The organism is Nostoc sp., from assembly GCF_036917775.1.
In the GTDB taxonomy this organism is placed as follows: Bacteria; Cyanobacteriota; Cyanobacteriia; order Cyanobacteriales; family Nostocaceae; genus Nostoc.
This window is the reverse complement of sequence record NZ_JBALEQ010000021.1, coordinates 84812-103981: the sequence shown is the minus strand read 5'-3', so window position 1 is coordinate 103981 and position 19170 is coordinate 84812. Positions and strand designations below refer to the sequence as shown.

17 protein-coding genes are annotated in these 19170 nt (G+C 41.1%); 8 read left to right on the top strand and 9 right to left on the bottom strand.

Annotated elements, in window-relative coordinates; genetic code table 11:
- The first annotated feature begins 694 nt into the window (after nucleotides 1-694).
- Both V7K69_RS03255 and V7K69_RS03250 read left to right on the top strand, forming a co-directional pair.
- Nucleotides 695-2392 (top strand): fasciclin domain-containing protein, encoded by a 1698-nt coding sequence (locus V7K69_RS03255; RefSeq protein WP_335031372.1) that lies wholly within the window; start codon nucleotides 695-697, stop codon nucleotides 2390-2392.
- 1270 nt (nucleotides 2393-3662) lie between these two features.
- Entirely contained in the window at nucleotides 3663-5708 is a 2046-nt protein-coding gene (locus V7K69_RS03250) for a pentapeptide repeat-containing protein (protein WP_335031370.1), read from the top strand.
- Nucleotides 5709-5739: 31 nt separating this feature from the next.
- Here V7K69_RS03250 and V7K69_RS03245 read toward each other — a convergent pair whose 3' ends face one another.
- Nucleotides 5740-6309, bottom strand: a complete 570-nt coding sequence (locus tag V7K69_RS03245) for a Uma2 family endonuclease (protein ID WP_335031368.1) — start codon at nucleotides 6307-6309, stop codon at nucleotides 5740-5742.
- Nucleotides 6310-6412: 103 nt separating this feature from the next.
- Here V7K69_RS03245 and V7K69_RS03240 point away from each other — a divergent pair, with 103 nt between their 5' ends.
- The 6 genes from V7K69_RS03240 (at nucleotide 6413) to V7K69_RS03215 (ending at nucleotide 13456) form a co-directional block, all read left to right on the top strand.
- Nucleotides 6413-7960, top strand: coding sequence for an FAD-binding oxidoreductase (locus V7K69_RS03240; RefSeq protein ID WP_335031366.1), 1548 nt, complete (start codon nucleotides 6413-6415; stop codon nucleotides 7958-7960).
- 23 nt (nucleotides 7961-7983) lie between these two features.
- Complete coding sequence (locus V7K69_RS03235) at nucleotides 7984-8691, top strand: actin-binding WH2 domain-containing protein (protein ID WP_193949385.1); 708 nt, start codon at nucleotides 7984-7986, stop codon at nucleotides 8689-8691.
- A 38-nt stretch (nucleotides 8692-8729) separates the two neighbouring features.
- The gene (locus V7K69_RS03230) at nucleotides 8730-9437 is read left to right on the top strand and encodes an actin-binding WH2 domain-containing protein (protein ID WP_190934108.1); all 708 of its coding nucleotides are present in this window, start codon (nucleotides 8730-8732) and stop codon (nucleotides 9435-9437) included.
- Between the two features lie 324 nt (nucleotides 9438-9761).
- A complete protein-coding gene (locus V7K69_RS03225; RefSeq protein ID WP_335031363.1) occupies nucleotides 9762-11003 on the top strand; it encodes a pentapeptide repeat-containing protein in 1242 nt (413 codons plus the stop codon).
- Nucleotides 11004-11224: 221 nt separating this feature from the next.
- Nucleotides 11225-11596, top strand: coding sequence for a DUF2358 domain-containing protein (locus V7K69_RS03220; protein ID WP_335031361.1), 372 nt, complete (start codon nucleotides 11225-11227; stop codon nucleotides 11594-11596).
- 1107 nt (nucleotides 11597-12703) lie between these two features.
- Nucleotides 12704-13456: a hypothetical protein gene (locus tag V7K69_RS03215; protein ID WP_335031359.1), complete on the top strand. Its 753-nt coding sequence runs from the start codon at nucleotides 12704-12706 to the stop codon at nucleotides 13454-13456.
- A 232-nt stretch (nucleotides 13457-13688) separates the two neighbouring features.
- On the opposite strand, the gene V7K69_RS03210 is transcribed toward V7K69_RS03215, so the two are convergent.
- The 8 genes from V7K69_RS03210 to V7K69_RS03175 all read right to left on the bottom strand — a co-directional run bounded on the left by V7K69_RS03210 (nucleotide 13689) and on the right by V7K69_RS03175 (nucleotide 19136).
- Nucleotides 13689-14963 carry a ribulose bisphosphate carboxylase small subunit gene (locus V7K69_RS03210; protein WP_335031358.1) on the bottom strand — a complete coding sequence of 425 codons (1275 nt, stop codon included), beginning with the start codon at nucleotides 14961-14963 and terminating at the stop codon, nucleotides 13689-13691.
- Nucleotides 14964-15054: 91 nt separating this feature from the next.
- Entirely contained in the window at nucleotides 15055-15435 is a 381-nt protein-coding gene (locus V7K69_RS03205) for a type II toxin-antitoxin system VapC family toxin (RefSeq protein WP_335031357.1), read from the bottom strand.
- Nucleotides 15435-15659, bottom strand: coding sequence for a type II toxin-antitoxin system Phd/YefM family antitoxin (locus V7K69_RS03200; protein ID WP_335031355.1), 225 nt, complete (start codon nucleotides 15657-15659; stop codon nucleotides 15435-15437). The genes V7K69_RS03205 and V7K69_RS03200 overlap by 1 nt, the downstream gene beginning before the upstream one ends.
- On the bottom strand, nucleotides 15637-16044 hold the full coding sequence (locus tag V7K69_RS03195; protein WP_335031353.1) for a hypothetical protein: 408 nt from the start codon (nucleotides 16042-16044) through the stop codon (nucleotides 15637-15639). Before V7K69_RS03195 ends, V7K69_RS03200 begins: the two co-directional genes overlap by 23 nt.
- Nucleotides 16032-16652, bottom strand: coding sequence for a GDSL-type esterase/lipase family protein (locus V7K69_RS03190; protein ID WP_335031351.1), 621 nt, complete (start codon nucleotides 16650-16652; stop codon nucleotides 16032-16034). The genes V7K69_RS03195 and V7K69_RS03190 overlap by 13 nt, the downstream gene beginning before the upstream one ends.
- 157 nt (nucleotides 16653-16809) lie before the next feature.
- Nucleotides 16810-17148, bottom strand: a complete 339-nt coding sequence (locus V7K69_RS03185) for a ribulose bisphosphate carboxylase small subunit (protein WP_335031349.1) — start codon at nucleotides 17146-17148, stop codon at nucleotides 16810-16812.
- Between the two features lie 46 nt (nucleotides 17149-17194).
- A complete protein-coding gene (gene rcbX / locus V7K69_RS03180) occupies nucleotides 17195-17605 on the bottom strand; it encodes a RuBisCO chaperone RbcX (RefSeq protein ID WP_335031347.1) in 411 nt (136 codons plus the stop codon).
- Between the two features lie 100 nt (nucleotides 17606-17705).
- On the bottom strand, nucleotides 17706-19136 hold the full coding sequence (locus tag V7K69_RS03175; protein WP_265269768.1) for a form I ribulose bisphosphate carboxylase large subunit: 1431 nt from the start codon (nucleotides 19134-19136) through the stop codon (nucleotides 17706-17708).
- Nucleotides 19137-19170 lie beyond the last annotated feature (34 nt).

Below are 19170 nucleotides of genomic sequence, written 5' to 3'. Positions count from 1 at the left end.
TGATTTCCATAAAATTGTCTTTTGCAAAAGATAATTTCGAGGTAAAAATATTGGCGCAATCATGCCCCAATTTTGGGATTGCGATCGCTAATTTCCAGTCTAGTATTAGAATTTTTTCTATCAAGGACAACTATCTAAAGAGTGAAAGTTTTTGATCGTAATCCAGCCATTAGTTAGTTGTATAATCTCGATTAAAGGCTAATAATACATCATATCGTCAAAATACATTGCTACTTCTTAAACCTTGTTAAAGATCGTGATGTATTGAGATTGACGGTATTAACCCGCGTCGGCAACTATAAAGAAACGGCTATTAAAAGCCAATTTTCGTACTGCTTGACGGCGATTTTAGAACCGATAAAATCGTCTACTCGCTCTAAGGATATTTATTTTTGCAACGTAGGATATTACCACAGAATCACTGATTATCGTTATTAGTGTTATCTGCGGTTCTTCAAAAATCAAATAGGAACATAATACTATTTGTGATGAACATTTGGATAAATGTGATGAGATGTCAGAGCAGCTACTCATAATGTCCAATATTTTGATTTTCCAGAGTTAACGGTTGTATTTGGGGTTCCCATCCATAATCGATGTAAACCAAGCACTCATCTGGATATTTGTATTAACTTAACCTTGCACACAGTATTTTCCAATAGTCAATCCAAGAATTTCGAAAGAGGATATTTCTATGTTTAGTTTTTTTCGTTGGCCATCAGCAAGGGTTGCTTTACTAGTTCTGGGAATGACAGCTGCTACAATAACTCCCATCGTAATTTCTACCCCAGCTTCATCTCAAAATGCCGTTCCATCGCCATCTGAGACACCATCCCCTGCAACACCATCTCCAACTTCAACAGTTAACTTATCTGATGTTTCCTCAGATTATTGGGCGCGTCCCTTCATTCAAGCCCTAGCTGACAATAATGTGATTGCTGGCTTTCCTGATGGCAGCTTCAGACCAAATCAAGCCGTAACTCGTGCTGAATTTGCCGCCCTGATTCAAAAAGCTTTCCCTAATCAAAACCGAATTCGGCAATTAAGCGCAGGTGGATTTCGTGATGTTCCTGCTGGCTATTGGGCATCTTCTGTAATTCAGTACGCCTACGAAACTGGATTTTTGGCAGGCTATCCTGGGAACGTGTTTTCGCCAAATCAACAAATACCCAAGGTACAGGCGCTTGTTGCTTTAACGAGTGGTTTAGGCTTGACTGCTAGCAGCACTGGAGCCAGCACTGATCTCAACACCTACTACACCGACGCTTCAAGCATCCCGCAGTATGCCGTTGCTAGTGTTACTACTGCAACACAATCCAATATTGTTGTTAATTATCCAGATGTAAAACAACTCAATCCCCAACAACCTCTAACTCGTGCTGAAGCTGCGGCACTCTTATATCAAGCTTTGGCTAAACAGGGACGAGTGCAACCCATTGCTAGCAATCTTCCAGCTAGTCAGTATATTGTTGGTGGGACTCAAACTGGTAGCGATATTGTGACTCTTGCTTCATCCAGTAGTTCTCTTACAACTCTCACTTCTTTATTAAAGACAGCTGGTTTAACAGATGTTCTTCAACAGCCAGGCCCTTATACAGTCTTCGCTCCCACCGATCAAGCATTTGCTGCTCTACCTGCTGCTACCTTACAGCAGTTACAGCAACCAGAAAATAGACAAGCATTGATTAAGATTTTGACATACCATGTGGTTCCTGGTGCAGTCACTTCTAGTCAACTCGCGGCTGGGGAACTGCAAACTGCTGAAGAAAGACCTGTAAATATTCAAATCGATCGCGCTAGCAATCAAATCTCGGTGAATAATGCCAGAGTTATCCAGGCGGATGTTAAAGCTAGCAATGGTGTTATCCATGCAATTAACCAAGTCCTTGTCCCGCCTGATGTTAACATCAGTCAGTTAAATCAACCACCAACAGGAAATGCAGATGGAACACCGCCTGCTGTTAGACCAGGTAGAACTACTCTTGGTGGCCCTAGCTATATCGGGGTTGGCGGTAACATTGGTTTGAGCGGCAGTGATACAGCCTTAAGCGATGGTAACTTTACTGTAATTAGTAAAATTGGTCTGACACGCAATATCTCAGTGCGACCATCGGTGCTATTTGGGGATGATACAGTGTTTTTGGTTCCCTTGACTTTAGATTTTACTCCTCGTGCCTCTGCTGATGTGGGCGACCGAACCTTCTTTATATCTCCTTATATAGGTGCTGGTGTAGCGATCGAAGCTAATCTCGATACTGATTTTGGATTACTGCTAACTGGTGGTGTAGACATTCCTCTCGGTTCTAGATTTACGTTAAATGGCGCTGTCAATGCTGCTTTTATGGATGAAACTGATGTAGGGTTACAACTAGGACTTGGCTACAACTTCTAAGTCAACATAGAATTAGATCCCCCTAAATCCCCCGATAAATTGCGGGACTTTGACTCCGGTTCCCCCCTTTTTTAAGGGGGGTTAGGGGGGATCTAAAAGTGGCTAAAGTCACAGCGAAACACTTTTCAAATAACCTCTAAGACTTTGAAAACACGCGCTAGTCTTATAAATAAAAAAGAGTGGGAGGAAGCATATCAGTCAGCTTCAAACTCCCACTCTGCCATTTGCTGCTGAAGTGAACAGGAATGTATACAGACGTTGCCCGTTATTTAGGGGCTAATGCGTATCTCAACAACAACGTCCATACATATTTAATATTCCTGTTGCAGCAAAGGCTAAACCTAATTATTGATATTTATCTGCTGATAAAAATACTCTGCAAATAATTTAGTAGAGATAGTTTCTTGGAAATCATTTAGTAAATAAATAGGGTTTTACAAATTTAATTTGCTTTTATGGTAGTCCCTGATAAAAACCCTTGAAGTCGTTTATCTTCGTACAATTTAACTTGGGTAATTAGAATTTGGTTGCCATTTTGGCAGGTTTTTAAATTTTCTAATTGGGGTATTTTTTTGCTTTAGCAGAGTTAAAAGCTTGAGGCTTGAGGGGTTTTACCCCCTATTTTTTAAACAACAGTATTATGGAATTTGCTAATAGCGTTTAACTTTTTAAGAGGATGTTTTAAAAGTGTTTGGCTGTGCTTTTAAGTACTTCTAGATCCCCCCTAGCCCCCCTTAAAAAGGGGGGAACCGGAATTAAAGTCCCCCTTTTTAAGGGGGATTTAGGGGGATCTGAACTTTTGATACCCATAAGGGGACTTTTAAAACATCCTCTAAGGTATGTTGGAGGGGATTTAAAAGTGTTTAAAGTCACAGCTAAATAATTTTCAAACAACCACTAAGGTTAAAAGGGCGGTTAGAAAATGGTATGAGGCTTCGTTAACGAGGCTTTGATACTCGTGAATGAGGCTTTGAACTCCGTTAATGAGTTTTTTATACTCGTGAATGAGTCTTTGAACTCCGTTAACGAGTCTTTTATACTCGTGAATGAGTCTTTGAACTCCATTAATGAGCCTTTTATACTAGTGAATGAGTCTTTGAACTCCATTAATGAGTCTTTGATACTCGTGAATGAGTCTTTGAACTCCGTTAATGAGTCTTTTATACTCGTGAACGAGTCTTTGAACTCCATTAATGAAAAATATCTAACCATTCTTGAATTTACAGGGGTGAGCGTGTAGTAAAATTTACTCACCTCCGTAAAGTGAAACATGGCTTTAGACTTCTCCGGTCAAAATCTCCGAGGACGCAACTTCAAAGGTAGACAAGACCTTGCGGGTGCAAACTTTAGCTATGCCGATATCCGAGGGGCAAACTTCACCAATGCCAACCTGACAGGGGCAAAATTCAGCCATGCCAAAGCTGGACTGCAACGACGTTGGGTAATTGGTTTAGTTATTATCTCATTCTTATTGTCGGGACTGTCAGGATTTCTCTGGGCTTTCAATAATGTCTTGGTGTCGCGGATATTTAGCTCATCTAGTGAGAACCAAATTGCGGGCTGGGTTGCTCTAGTAACATTGATTGTCTTTTTCGTCATCACGATTCGGCAAGGAATAATAGTTGGTTTAGGAGCCGTCACCGTCACCGTCGCCGTCGCCGTCGCCTTAGCCGTCACCGGAACCGGAGCCGTTGCCGTTGCCGGAGCCGGAACCGGAGCCGTTGCTGGAGCCGTCCCCGTCGCCGTCGCCTTCGCCGGAGCCGGAGCCTTAGCCGGAGCCTTAGCCGGAGCCTTAGCCGGAGCCTTCACCAGAGCCTTAGCCGGAGCCTTCGCCTTCGCCTTAGCCGGAGCCTTAGCCGTTGCCTTAGCTGTCGCCTCCACCTCCGGTGAAGGCGGAGCCGTAGCCGGAGCCGGAACGTTATTTAGTATTTACATCAGCTGGCGAGCCATGAAAGGAGATCAAAAATACTCCTTAATTCGCAATATTGCTGTTGCCTTTGCCGCAACAGGAGGTACAAGTTTTCGTGGCGCTGACTTAACCAATGCTGATTTCACCCAAGCCACACTCAAAAGTACAGATTTCCGAAACACTATTCTTATCTGTAGCCGTTGGCATCAAGCCAAAATGCTCGATCGCGTTCGTCCTGGCTCAACTTATCTGCAAAACTTACAAGTACGTCAACTGCTGGTTACAGGACAGGGACAGGATAAAAACTTTGACCGTCAAATCCTGCGGGGTATCAACTTACAAAAAGCTAACTTAGCAGATGCCAGTTTTATCGGAGCCGATCTAAGTGAAGCAAACTTGCAAGATGCCGATTTGTCAAGAGCAAAGCTGAAGCAAACACAACTAGACGGCACAGATTTAACAGGTGCAACCCTCACAGGCGCGTACATCGAAGATTGGGGCATTACCAATACAACTAAATTGCATGGGGTGAGGTGTGAATATATCTTCATGCGCTTACCAACCAAAGAAGACCCCGATCCTCTCCGCAAACCTGATAATAAACAAGAGATATTTGCAGACGGAGATTTTGCCGACTTTATCAAGCCAATTTTTGACACCCTCGACCTTTACCATAATCAAGGCGTTGACCCCCGCGCTGTTGCCATAGCTTTCAAAAACCTCGCCGAAAACCATCCCGAAGCCGAGTTAGAAATCGTGGCAATGGAGAAACGCGGCGATGATAAAATCTTGCTCAGAGCCAAAACCGCCGCAGGTAGCGATAAATCTCAACTGAGTGCTGAATATTTTGATGATTATAATCAACTCAAAGCTTTATCGCAGAGTCAGCAATTATTGCTGGTAGAAAAAGATAAGCGCATTATTAGTTTAGAAAATATGGTAGATACTGCTCTCAAGCAGCCGAAATTTTATACACAAGGAGATACTAACGTGTCAGATATTAGCGGCATCAATATTGAAGGCAGCAGTAATGTTAGCGGTATCGCTGGCAATAATTCTATTGCTAATCTAGGAACCATTAGCGGTAACGTGAGTATTGCCCTCAATCAGTTACCTGATGCAACCGATGCCGAAAAACCAGGAATCAAAGAATTATTGTCGCAGTTGCAAGATGCAATCATCCAATCCACGTATTTGTCAGAAGAAGACAAAGCCGAAGCGCTAGAACAGGTGAACAGTTTAGCAGAAGCGGGTAAAAATCCCCAAGAATCGACTAAGCAGAAGACTGCAAAGACAGCAATCACCATGTTGAAAGGGATATTTACTGGCTTACCTGCGATCGCATCCCTGGTTGAAGCTGGTAATAAATTATTGCCTGCGATCGCAAAACTATTCGGTTTGGGATAACTTAACGTGAGGTCTTTTGAATAAAAAACCCCTAAGCCGTTAATACCTGCTGGGCTGTCAGTGCTAACTCAGGGAAAGTCGGAGAATATATTTGCTGGTTTCCTGTGAATACTGTTTGGTTATAACGTCCCTGATCCAACAAGCAGACTGTCACCTTTGCTTCCAGAGGATCAACAATCCAGTATTCAGGGATAGAAAAGGCTGCATACTCAAGTGGTTTCCTTTGATAATCTCGCTTCACAGACTCAGTGCTAACCACTTCTATTGTCAACAGTGGAGGTAACTCAAGCACCGCCGATTTACCCTGAATAGATTGTCGCTGTTCTTCAGTCATCACAATTAAATCAGGGAGACGGGATTTTTTGACAGAGGTACGAACGCCAGTACCGCTAGGACGAACCTGCCAATCTAACCCTAGTCGTTGGATTTCTAGATAGAAGCGAATCAACAAGAAAGTAACGATCGCTTCATGCAAATCTGAGGCTGGAGGCATTTCTAGCAGTACCCCATCCTCAAGTTCATAGCGCTTGTCAGTGCCATCATCGTAGGTGAGATATTTCTTAAAAGTATACAGACGTTCTACAGGTTTTGTAGTGGACATACTTATGTCTCCAGTTCCTCAAGGGACGGGTGGGAGTGTCACGATCATATCTACTTTCTTCATTCTCAGGTAGTTTTGGAATGTAGAGTTGAATTTTTCCAAAATGTCTTTAACTGAAGAAATTCTTTCCCAATTACCAGGCGATGTTTTAGCAGGATTACGCCAAAGCGATCGCATCCTCACATCTCTGCGCGAAAACTCCGCACCCGCACCACAGTTAGTTAAAGAAAATCAACAACCTTTAGGCGTTGTAGACTTTGATGTGCTGATCTGCGGTGGCACTTTAGGGATTTTAATTGGTTGTGCCTTGGCGGTGAAGGGACTGCGGGTAGCGTTGATGGAACGGGGAATTTTGCGGGGGAGAGAACAAGAGTGGAATATCTCTCGAAAAGAACTAGATGTGTTTGTGGAATTGAACTTGCTGACTGAGGAAGAATTAGAGAGTGCGATCGCAACTAAATATAACCCAGCGCGAGTTAGTTTTGATGGCGGTACAGAAGTTTGGGTAGAAGATGTCTTGAATATTGGCGTAGATCCAGTTTATCTCCTGGCTACATTGAAGACCCGATTTCTCACCGTGGGTGGGAAGTTGTTAGAAAATACACCATTTACTGAAGCAGTGGTTCATCCAGATGGGGTGATGGTAAATAACCAATTCAAAACTCGGTTATTAATCGACGCAATGGGACATCTTTCACCAATCAGCCAACAAGCACGCCAAGGCAAAAAACCAGACGCGCTGTGCTTAGTTGTCGGAAGTTGTGCCCAAGGTTTTGCGGAAAATAACTCAGGCGACTTGTTGTTATCATTTACGCCTTTGCAAAATCAATGTCAGTACTTCTGGGAAGCTTTCCCAGCCAGGGATGGCAGAACCACTTATTTGTTTACCTATATGGATGCACATCCCCAACGTTTGAGTTTAGAAACTTTGTTTGAAGAATATCTGCGTCTATTACCAGAATATCAGGGAGTGGAATTGAGCAAACTGAAATTTCAACGGGCGTTATTTGGCTTCTTTCCTACCTATCGCCAAAGTCCTCTCAAAACTCCTTGGAATCGCATTTTACCAGCCGGAGACAGCAGTGGTAGTCAGTCTCCCTTAAGTTTTGGTGGTTTTGGGGCAATGGTGCGTCACCTGAAGCGTTTAACTTATGGCATTTACGAAGCGCTAGAAACAGAACAATTATCTGTAAAAGCTTTAGCACTGCTGCAACCCTATCAGCCAAGTCTAACTGTTACTTGGTTGTTTCAAAAAGCGATGAGTGTTGGTATAAATCAGAAAATTGCCCCAGATCAAATTAACCAACTCCTCTCTGCGGTATTTCAAGAAATGCAACAGTTGGGTACACCAGTGTTAAAACCATTTTTACAGGATATAGTGCAGTTTTCGGCGCTGACCCAAACACTGTTAAAAACTGGTTTATCTCATCCGGGAATCGTTGCCAAAATCATTCCGCAAGTAGGTTTAGGAAGTTTATTAGATTGGACGTTACATTACGGTAATTTAGGTGTATATACTGCCTTGTTTTGGTCGAGTCCAATGTTAGAAACATGGATTAAGAATCAACCAAATGAACAACAATATTATTGGCATCGTTTGGTTGATGCCTGGAAGTATGGTTCTGGCGGTGATTACTCAGATGAAACTTAGAATTTTATCAGTGTGAGGATAACATGATTGAACGGAAATCATTAGGAATCAAATACTTTGCAGTCCTGATTGGATTCCTGCGCGATCGCCCAGGTTTTCTGGAGGAAATTCGCCAAGGTACGAGATTACCAACTAAAATCATTTCTCTGCTGGTTTGCAGTTCCTTATTTCTCGCCGCGTATGGCGGAATCATTGGTGCATACCATAGCTGGATGCAGGCTTTGTCTTCTGCCATTAAACTCCCAGCCCTTTATTTAATCACACTCCTAATTTGTATCCCGACTTTGTTTTTTGCTAATATTATTTTTGGTTCCAAGCGAACTTTTGCACAGCATTTAGCATTAGTCTTAACTGCGGTTTCAGTCACAAGCGTACTTTTATTTAGCTTTGCACCAATCACTCTATTTTTCTTGATTACTACGAATAATTACCAATTTTTAATTCTGTTAAATGTATTCATCTTTGCATTAACTGGATTTATTGGTATTTCGTCTTTATATCAGGCGACGAGTTTAGTTTTAGAACAAGATGATGAAGGTAGTAAGACACGCCAAAAGATTTTACAATTTTGGCTATTTCTTTACGCTTTCGTAGGTAGTCAGTTAGGATGGACTCTCAGACCGTTTTTTGGCACACCGGGTTCTACCTTTGAATTATTCCGCGAAAGAGAAGGTAATTTCTATTTGAGCGTTATTCAAGCTATTGGCTATCTTTTAGGAATCCGTAATTAGTCATTAGTAATTCAACAAAATATAGAACAGATAAATTTATGCTTGATAAGAAAAATCGCGGAATTCAACAATTTGGTGTTTTGGTTAATTTATTGCGCGATCGCCAGTCTTTTTTAGAAGAAATCCGTCAGGGAATAAGATTACAAAATAAAATCAGTTCTTTGTTTGTATCGAGTTCTATCTTCTTTGCCCTTTATGGAGCAATTATCGGTGCATCCCACAGTTGGGCACAGGCATTATCTGGTGCGATTAAACTTCCGGTATTCTATTTAATCACACTGATTATTTGTTTCCCGACTTTGTTCTTTTTTAATGTTTTGTTTGGTTCTCGAAGCAGTGTTTTACAGCATTTTGTTGTATTACTCACATCTGTATCAGTGATTAGCGTACTTTTATTTAGTTTGGCACCAGTTACACTATTTTTTCTCATCACTACACCAGATTCCTATCAATTTTTCAAACTACTGAATGTGCTAATTTTTGGTATTACAGGCATCTTTGGTGTGAAATTTTTATATGAAGGGATGCAATTACTCTCTCAACAAGATGAAGTCGGTAAAAAAACCCGCACCACTATTTTAAGATCCTGGTTATTGCTTTATGCCTTTGTTGGTATGCAGTTAGGATGGTTTCTCAGACCATTTTTTGGTGCGCCTGATTCTAAATTTGAATTATTTCGCGCAGTAAAAGGCAACTTTTATTTGGATATTGTTACCGCAATTTCCGAAATTTTAGGTTTGCGTTAACAGATTGCGGAAATCCCCCTGCCTAAATTCACAGTGAAACCCTTTTAAAACAACCTTTAAAGCCTCGATTGCACTAAGTTTCACCACTCACCGCAGTCGAGGTTTAATTAGGCCTATCCGCAGCAATCTAGTCATGATGTCGTCTTTGCGATCGCAAACCAGCCAATAAAGCCGCATTTCAGAAGATGTTTACAAAATAAGTAATCAGATAATTTCTATGAAATAGATTTAAGTATATATCAAGTAGTTCCGTGTTTGTACGCTATCAGATATTTACGGATGCTCTTAAAATCAACCTAAATTTATTTCCGTAAGGAGTCAAGTATGAAGACTCATAACATATCTTTCATAAAGACAAATGGACTCACGATTTTGCTGGTATTTATCTCAGTTATATTTATTTTTTCTTTAACTCTAATCTTTTCGTTATTTGAAAATATTCAAGGACTTTCAAATCAAGAAAAAATAGAATATATCACCCAAGCATTAACAACTATTGCGATCATTATTGGAGGACTAGCATTAATAATTAATGCTTACTATACATCCAGACTTTCTTTGGATGAAAATCAGAGCCTGTTAACGCAGATCCTTGCTGGAACACTAGCTTGGGATAACAATATAGTAACTGGTATTAATTACAAGCAACCAACTCCCCAAGAAATTGTTCCCGAACGCTTTTCTAAAGCAATTGAACAACTAGGAAATGAAAAAATTGAAACGCGGTTTGCTGCAATTTATGCTTTAGAACGAATTGCCAAAGATTCTCCGAAAGATCATTGGACAATTATGGAAATTCTTGCTGCTTTTATCCGCGAGAATGCTCCGGTAAATCAAAAATATGAGGACGAGTTAAAGGTATCATCAAAACTTCCTACAGATATTCAAACAGCGATAACTGTTATTGGACGACGCGATTCACATAAAGACCCGGTAAATCAAAAACTAGATTTACGCAATACAGACCTCAGTAATGCAGACTTAACGGAAGCTAATCTATCCAAGGGAATTTTCGTAGGAGCTAACTTACAATGGGTAAATTTTACACAAGCAAATCTCTCAGAGGCAGACCTATCAGTAAGCAATCTTTGTGGGTCAGTCTTCTATGAAGCCAACCTCTCGAAGGCAACCCTTCCAGAAGCCAATTTACAAGGCGTAATTCTCAGAAAAGCAAACCTCTCGAAGGCAATCTTTTATGATGCCAACTTGGAAGGAGCAATTCTTTGTGATGCCAACTTGGAAGGAGCAATTCTTTGTGATGCCAACTTGGAAGGAGCAATTCTTTGTGATGCTAACCTCTTTGAAGCTAATTTCGAGGGTAGCAACCTCCAAGATGCAAACCTGATTGGCAGTAACCTGCAAAACGCAAAACTTGCTGGGGCCAACTTAGAAGGCGTGTTACTCAGTACAGCTAATCTGCAAGATGCCAACCTCCAAGAAACTAATCTCTTTAGGGCAAACTTGAGCGGATGTGAGAACCTAGAATTACAGCAGATTGAACAGGCATTTGGCGATCGCACAACAATCCTACCGGAAAATCTGAACATACCTCAACATTGGCGTTAACAAAAAGCCCTGGCGAACGGAATTCACAGTTACAGAAACAAAGTCTCCCTCCTTGGACTAGAGAAACTTAAGGTTTTTAAACCCGCCTGCGCGGGTTTTGTTCGTATAGACCCGATTTATAACCGTATTTTAACTGTGTTGAATTTAGTACCCAAAACTATAAAGTTGCCAAAAACCTGATATCCTCTATCAGCGAGGACATCGAATATAAAGCGACGATTATGGATATCATTGAAATTCTCAAAGAAGACTATCAAAGATTCCCAGTCAATCAAACTTACAGCATTTATGCTCCAGACGTTTATTTTCAAGACCCACTGAATAAATTTCGTGGTGCTAAACGTTATCAAAAAATGATTAATTTTATCCAAACTTGGTTTTTAGATCCCAAGATGGACTTACATAATATTCAACGTTTAGGAGACACAATCAAAACTGAGTGGACACTCAGTTGGAATACTCCTCTCCCCTGGAAGCCACGGATTTCTATTCCTGGTTGGAGTGAATTAGGTCTTAACTCTGATGGTTTGATTGTCTCCCATATCGATTATTGGAATTGTTCACCCTTAGACGTAGTGAAGCAGCATTTCTAGCGCTTCTGGGTTGAGTCCAATATATAACCTAACCTCCAGCCCAAAATACCATATCTCTCCTTGTCAACTTAGGTGTACACACAATTTTTGTAGAGTTGTCTCCCAGTTTTTAGAAGTCTACAGTGTATACACAAGTCTTAAAAACCTAGCTTGATGAAGTTTTGCTGTTTTGCTCGTTCCCATACTCCGTATGAGAATACATTCATCTGGGCTGCTGAATTAATGTATCACTGGAGGCAGAGCCTCTAATCAGCTATTCCCGCCCTCTGTATTGATAAAATAAGACAAAATTGAGCCATTATGATGAATATTCCGATATTCATCACTAAGAAGCAATTGCCCAAAAAACTAGAGCCAATATCTGAATTAAGAGAAATTACTCAGATTAGTGTATTAGTTTTATGAGAAATAAAATTATTCACGAATTTTACTGAACCAAAAAACAGCTTGACTAAGCCAAACTAACTTTAGAACCCCATTTAAGGAATATATCTATGTCTCCTCCAAAAACGGACATCACATATTCTATAAAAAGCTGACTTAAGATCGGCTGGACTGAAATCAATGGATTCAAATATGAATTCAATCTTCTAATAAGAGAGATTAAAAAAGAACAAATATTATTTGTTCTCTAAAAGCATTTGTCGCAATTTATCAAACAGAATTCAATAGTGAAGAATCAGAATCAAGAATTAATTCTGGCTTAAAAATTGAATAGCGCAGTAGTAGCAAGTCTGCAATTTTCTTAACCAATGAAGTCTTTGTAACCTCACCAAATCATAGATGTGGTGGTGACACAAGGCGCAAGTCTATCTAGTCTAGCTTTGCCAACAAGATACTCACGCAGCATTTCTTAGAGAGCATCTAGATTCTGAATTGATCATCAATCTATTCAATGATGCTCTTTGGATAAGAAAAGGTTATATACAGTTAATACCATGCAATGTCATGTATATTCTGTTAAGCATTTTCTCGTCTAGCCTCATTTATCGTAATGCTGAAAATGCTGCTATCTGCGAATTTCAACAATTTTGCTTGTCTAAACTCTCATTAGAGTTTATAGTGATACGGTGTTTTTCCCTTACAATTTCTTGGCGGATTTTTATCATGATTTATTCTCAAAAATTTCAGAAATATTTGGCAGGTTTCTCTTTATCTGTCGTATTAGTAGCTGATTTCGTCCTCACCCAAAAAGTCCCTCCAGCTTCTGCCGAAATAGTAAATTCATCTATTGGGAATGCTGTGACATTTAGTTGTAATGATAGTGAAGCGACAATCAAATCTAAGAATGGGGCTAGAGTAGTTAGTGGAAGTTCAGCCATTTACATTGGTTATCAGCAAGTCTCATCTAAGAACAAAAACCCTATAACTATCCGTTTTAATAATGGGATTAAAACATGGTGTCGGACTGATTACGAAACAACGAATGATGACGGTACAGGTTACGGATTGTATTGGAGTGGGGGGAGTGTTTTATATGGCGTTTACTCTTCCACCGGCAGTCAAACTGGTAATGATTTTCGCCGCTTTGCAACTGGGCGTTGGTTGCCTAGCTATGGTAGTGGAGGCGGCCCAAAAGTCGCAGTTATAGCCCGCATTAATCCAGCCAATGGCGAGGTTTACTATGCCACATTTTTAACTGCTAAAAAGGCAGATAATGGAAATACAAACTCTTTAGTAGTCAGAAGCCTAGCATGGAATGGCACAAATTTAACTGTGGAAGCAAAGTCATGGTGGACTCCCCGCCGCACTAATACCAACTCCATGACTTGCTCTGGTGCATCACCTTATATATACACAGCAGTATTTACTGGCGATTTAACAAAGGTTAACTCGGCTTCCGCTGCTACCTGTAATTAAGGTATAAGGATTCAGCTATCAAATCTAGGACTTACGCAAAACTACAGGCGGTAGGGGCAATTAATGTAGACGCTTTGCGGCTACTCTACGAGTTAGTACCCGCAGGGTATTGTCCCTACTAAAAAATTAAGCTTTGGGCTATTTTTTGCGTAAGTCCCGAAATTGAGGAAGCATATTTTTCCACTTGTTTGAGAATTGACAAAAGCGATCGCTCTTTCTCAATTCTCTATTCCTAATTTTTCCCATGCGGACGATGAATAATTGTCTCCAAAACCCGCCGCTTGGCTTTCGGATCAATGCCTACTAAGCGGATATACTCACCGCTATATTCTGCCAAAGTTGCCTCTAAGTTTGAGATTGCATCAGACTCGGCATCAATGTGGCTATGAACACAACTTTGCCAAGAACCTGTGCGGAAACGGCGCTCATCTACGTGTTCAATGCTGATTTTGTAACCTTGAGATAATAATTGCCGAATCTGTTCTTGTGTCTCTAGGGTTAAATGTGGGCTTGATACTTCCTGTTTCTGGAATCCATTAGTTTTTGGTTCTTGAGTTGCACCATTGCTTGACGGCTGATTAATTGGTGTTACAGCAGCAGGCTGTGCAGATTGAGAATTTCTACCTCGATTCAGTCGGTTGTAATCATCAACTAAATGGGAATTTTCCACCCGTTTTTGTTCACCAACGAGGAAGTTACCAGACTCGATTAAGTGAGACAGTCTGAAATCAGGCTTTTTAAATTCTGGTGGCCCTTCAACGCTATTAACCACATTCAAGGATACTTGCTCAAAACCTACTTGATGGATGTAGTTACGGATTTGTTCGTCATAAATGCGCGATCGCAAAGCGCTAAAAAAGTCAATGGACTGATTGACAAATGTATCAACTAGTTGTTCAACTTCTTTCTGTGACAATCCATCCGCTTCAAAAATCCCCTTGACAATTCCCACCTTATCGTCTCTGTCTGGCTCCCAGTAAAATTTCTCCATCCGTCCATCCCGAATTAACGGTGCATAGAGGGTGGAAAAATCATTACCTGTGACGATAATCGGTACACGATGTAAAGGCGTGGAATCATAGCTTCCAGGCAACTGCACATCTGTGGGATTATCAGCAATATTCATCAGTGTGGCATTCACCAACTGCGTATTTACAGTATATTGAGTGCCTTCGTCAAAGCGTCCAGCCCCCGCATCTAAATCGTTAATCATCAGTACACACATTTTGCCGCGTACTTTGATCAGTTCTGCTGTTTCCCGATAGCGCAGCCGAATCAACCGCGCTGGATCTCCTGCATCTGGACTTTCCAATTCGCCGCCAGAGATGTTAGTCACTTCGATACCCATTTTCTCGAAGACTAATTGACATTGAAATGTTTTGCCTTCACCTTTGCGTCCGTGAATACCTAAAATCACGGGAACTCGCACGCCAGGAAGCTTTAGAAAGTTTTTAGTGATGTGGACAGCCAATTTGTCCAGAAAGCGGGGAGCGATGTAGTAACCCATAAAATTATCTTTGCCTAGCACTGCCTAAAGTAATGTTAAGTTTTTTTGGTGATGACTGTTTATTTATCTTTTGGTAGAAAAGCAACGCTATTTACCATAAACGTCTTATTGGATATAGATCAAAAATTTTATCAGCACTCAGTAAGGGTATATTTTCCACTATCGATTGTGCAATTAAAATTCGGTCGAATGGGTCACGGTGATGTAAAGGTAGCGTGGCAACAACAGTAATATGATCTATGGTGATTGGCAGTAATTCAATACCATTCCTAATTATTTGCTGTTCGATAAACTCGTCAAAAGTCAGACCAAAGTTGAGTTTACCAATGCTGTGCTTAATTGCCATTTCCCAAACACTAGCAATACTCAGTAGATTATCGTTATTTTCAATTTGCGATCGCATACTAACGCTGATTCTTGGATCACCCATCACAAACCAAATAAAAATATGAGTGTCCAGTAGCTGCCTCATTACATATATTCCTTAAAATCTTCTAGTGGTTCATCAAAGTCATCAGATATTGTCACAAGTCCCTTGGCACTACCATACTTAGGACGGTATTTAAGTGGCGACACAGGAGTTAACTTCACCAAAGGTTGATTATCTTTGATAATAATAATTTCCTCACCACTGAGTGCTGCTTCAATTAAGTCGGGTAAATTTTTAGATGCTTCAGTTAGAGGAATATGCTGCATATATTTTTTTTCCGAGAATTTCAAAACTGGGAATTGCTTGCTTATCGACATCAAAAATGCAAAATTCTTTCAACCCTCGCTCAGTTGGTTGCCAACCTTGCTCCAAAGCTAGCAAGATAACTGAACGTACTACAGAAGGAATAATCAAAGGAATAACCATCAATCGATAAGGAAATATCGTAGCCAATCGTTGTCCTGTCTGGGGTTCACGTACAACAATCAACTTTATGTAACCGCTATCGGGTTTAACAGTCCAACGGTAGGTTATATTATTCACCGTAATCGGCCTTGTTCCTTTTTTTGGCCATGCAATTATTTCCCCTTTTTTTATAGGATAACTTAGGGCGATCGCTGTTTGCTCATTGCTAAACTTTAGGGAAACCAATTTAACCAAGCATCCCAATTTTCCACAATTTTTGCAAATTCTGCATAACCTCCTGCTCTAGGATGAGCGCCATCATTAGCTCTTGCTTCATTAATCCAGATATTTGATTTTTCTAATATCGGGAAAACATCTAAATATGGAATATTTAATTCATTACAAATTAAAGCAAACTGTTTAGATAAATCAATATTTCTCTTCCTTCTTTGAATATCTTCTTGTTCTGCGTATGGTGCTGGGCCAACTATAAAAATAGGGTATAACTTTTGAGCTTTACTTAAAATTTCATAGGCATTTTTGATAGAATCTGCCAAATCCACACGAGTTTTACCATTTTCTAATGTTGTGTCATTCAATCCAAAAGAAAATATAACTCTGCCATCATATTCTTTCGGTAATCGCAGTGATACTTCTTGTAACCAACGCTTTGCTATATCAGTACTCGTATCACGCCTAATTCCTAAATTATAGTAAGTAATGTCATAACCTTTTTTATTAGCATTAGCACATACTCTCCCAGTCCAACCAAGACATTCTTGGTCGCCAGTACCGTTAACGAAGGAGTCACCAACAAAGCAAATTCTTACTTCCGGCAGATGTTGTAATTCCATTTATTATATTAAAAAAATGCAGAGGTTTATGCAAAGAGACACTGAGTTATTCTCTGCGTTGCTCTGCGTTTCAAAACAAATTTAATAAATAAATAGGAGAGGCAGATAATTCTACCTCTCCTATGGGGATAAACTAATTACTTAAAGCTCGCTAGCTTTAGTATCTGGTAGCTTTGTTAGGTTTGTGAACAAGAAAGCTGAGAATTTGGCACTGCTTGATGTTGTCAAAACCCACAACACGGATATAGCTGGTGTTGAATTGAGAACGACATGCTTGAACTTCGCTCAATACTTCTTGAGTGGATTTAGCACCGAACAAAGGCAGCTTCCACATTGTCCAATATAATTCTGTTGGCTCAGAAGTTTCGTTGAACTCGATCGCTGGAATGTAACCTTGATTCAAAATGTACTGAATCTGCTTGGCAATTTGAGCGTCAGTAAGGGGTGGCAGATAAGAAAGGGTTTCGTAACGACGCTCTTTTGGTAAAGTTTGCATAGCTTTTGATAATGGGTTGCGATTTTTTACTACTAGGTTGACCGAACTAATTGGATAAGTTATCCAAATTCGGATCTGAAGTTGCTTGCTGTTCTGTTTGCAGACTGGGGTTAGATGTGTCTACTACTTGTGTGATGCGTTCTAAATGCTGGCGACGCTGTTCCATATTGGCTTGCTGAATGCCAGTGCGAACCATTTCCGGTAAAAACTCTGCAATTTCTTCGGCAATGTGTTCTCTGACAGTCATGATCCGCAATGCCAAATCTGGCTTTTCTCGCAACAGTTGCTCAAGGAATGACTCACCATTTTGAATTTTGCCAGACGAAAAGTTATGCAGCCAAAGTTCTAATGGCGGATTAGTTTCGCCTAGCTGTGCCAATACTGTCCTTAGAGCCTGATAAGTCAGATAGCTTTGGAGAGTTTTGGCTGTGTCCTTCGCAATTTGCTTAAGATTCATGCTTGACCCCAGCCCTGAAGAGTTATGAGTTATGAGTTATGAGTTATGAATTAATGCAAATCCTAACTCTTAACTCTTAACTCTTAACTGTTAACTCAGATCAGACGGTATCCATTGCTTCAAACTCGAACTTGATTTCTTTCCACAGTTCGCAAGCAACAGCTAGTTCAGGAGACCACTTGGCAGCTTCGCGGATGATATCGTTACCTTCACGAGCCAAGTTACGGCCTTCGTTACGAGCTTGAACAACGGCTTCCAAGGCAACGCGGTTAGCAGTTGCACCAGGAGCGTTACCCCAAGGGTGTCCCAGAGTACCACCACCAAATTGTAGTACGGAGTCATCACCAAAGATTTCTACTAGCGCGGGCATGTGCCATACGTGGATACCACCAGAAGCAACTGCCATTACACCAGGTAGAGAAGCCCAGTCTTGGGTAAAGTAAATACCACGAGACTTGTCTTGCTCAATGTAGTTTTCACGCAACAGGTCAACGAAGCCCATTGTGATGCCGCGCTCACCTTCCAATTTACCAACTACGGTGCCGGTGTGGATGTGATCACCACCTGACAAACGTAGAGCTTTAGCCAATACACGGAAGTGGATACCGTGGTTCTTTTGACGGTCAATTACAGCGTGCATAGCACGGTGAATGTGTAGCAAGATACCGTTATCGCGGCACCAACGAGCCAATGTGGTGTTGGCGGTGAAACCTGCGGTTAGGTAATCGTGCATGATGATGGGCTGTTTGAGTTCTTTAGCGAACTCGGCCCGTTGCAACATTTGTTCACAGGTGGGGGCGGTGACGTTGAGGTAGTGACCTTTAATTTCACCAGTTTCAGCTTGGGCTTTAGTGATAGCTTCAGCTACGAACAAGAAGCGATCGCGCCATCTTTGGAATGGTGCAGAGTTAATGTTTTCGTCGTCTTTGGTGAAGTCTAAACCACCGCGTAAGCACTCGTATACAGCGCGTCCGTAGTTCTTAGCAGATAGACCCAATTTGGGCTTAATGGTACAACCCAGCAAAGGACGACCGTATTTGTTTAACTTGTCGCGCTCAACTTGGATACCATGAGGAGGCCCTTGGAAGGTCTTGATATAAGCTACTGGAAAGCGAATATCTTCTAGACGTAGTGCCCGCAGAGCTTTGAAACCAAATACGTTACCTACAATTGAGGTTAATACGTTGGTTACAGAACCTTCTTCAAACAAGTCCAAAGGATAGGCAACGTAGCAGATGTACTGGTTGTCTTCGCCGGGAACTGGTTCGATGTCATAACAACGACCTTTGTAGCGATCGAGGTCGGTGAGCAAGTCTGTCCACACAGTTGTCCAAGTACCTGTGGAAGACTCAGCCGCTACAGCCGCACCTGCTTCTTCGGGAGGAACACCAGGCTGGGGTGTCATGCGGAACGCAGCTAGAAGATCGGTATCTTTTGGTGTGTAATCGGGTGTGTAATAAGTTAGTCTGTAATCTTTAACCCCGGCTTGATACCCAGACTTGCTCTGAGTCTTCGTTTGAGCGTAAGACATATTTTATCCTTCCCTGAAATCACTCTTAATTAAT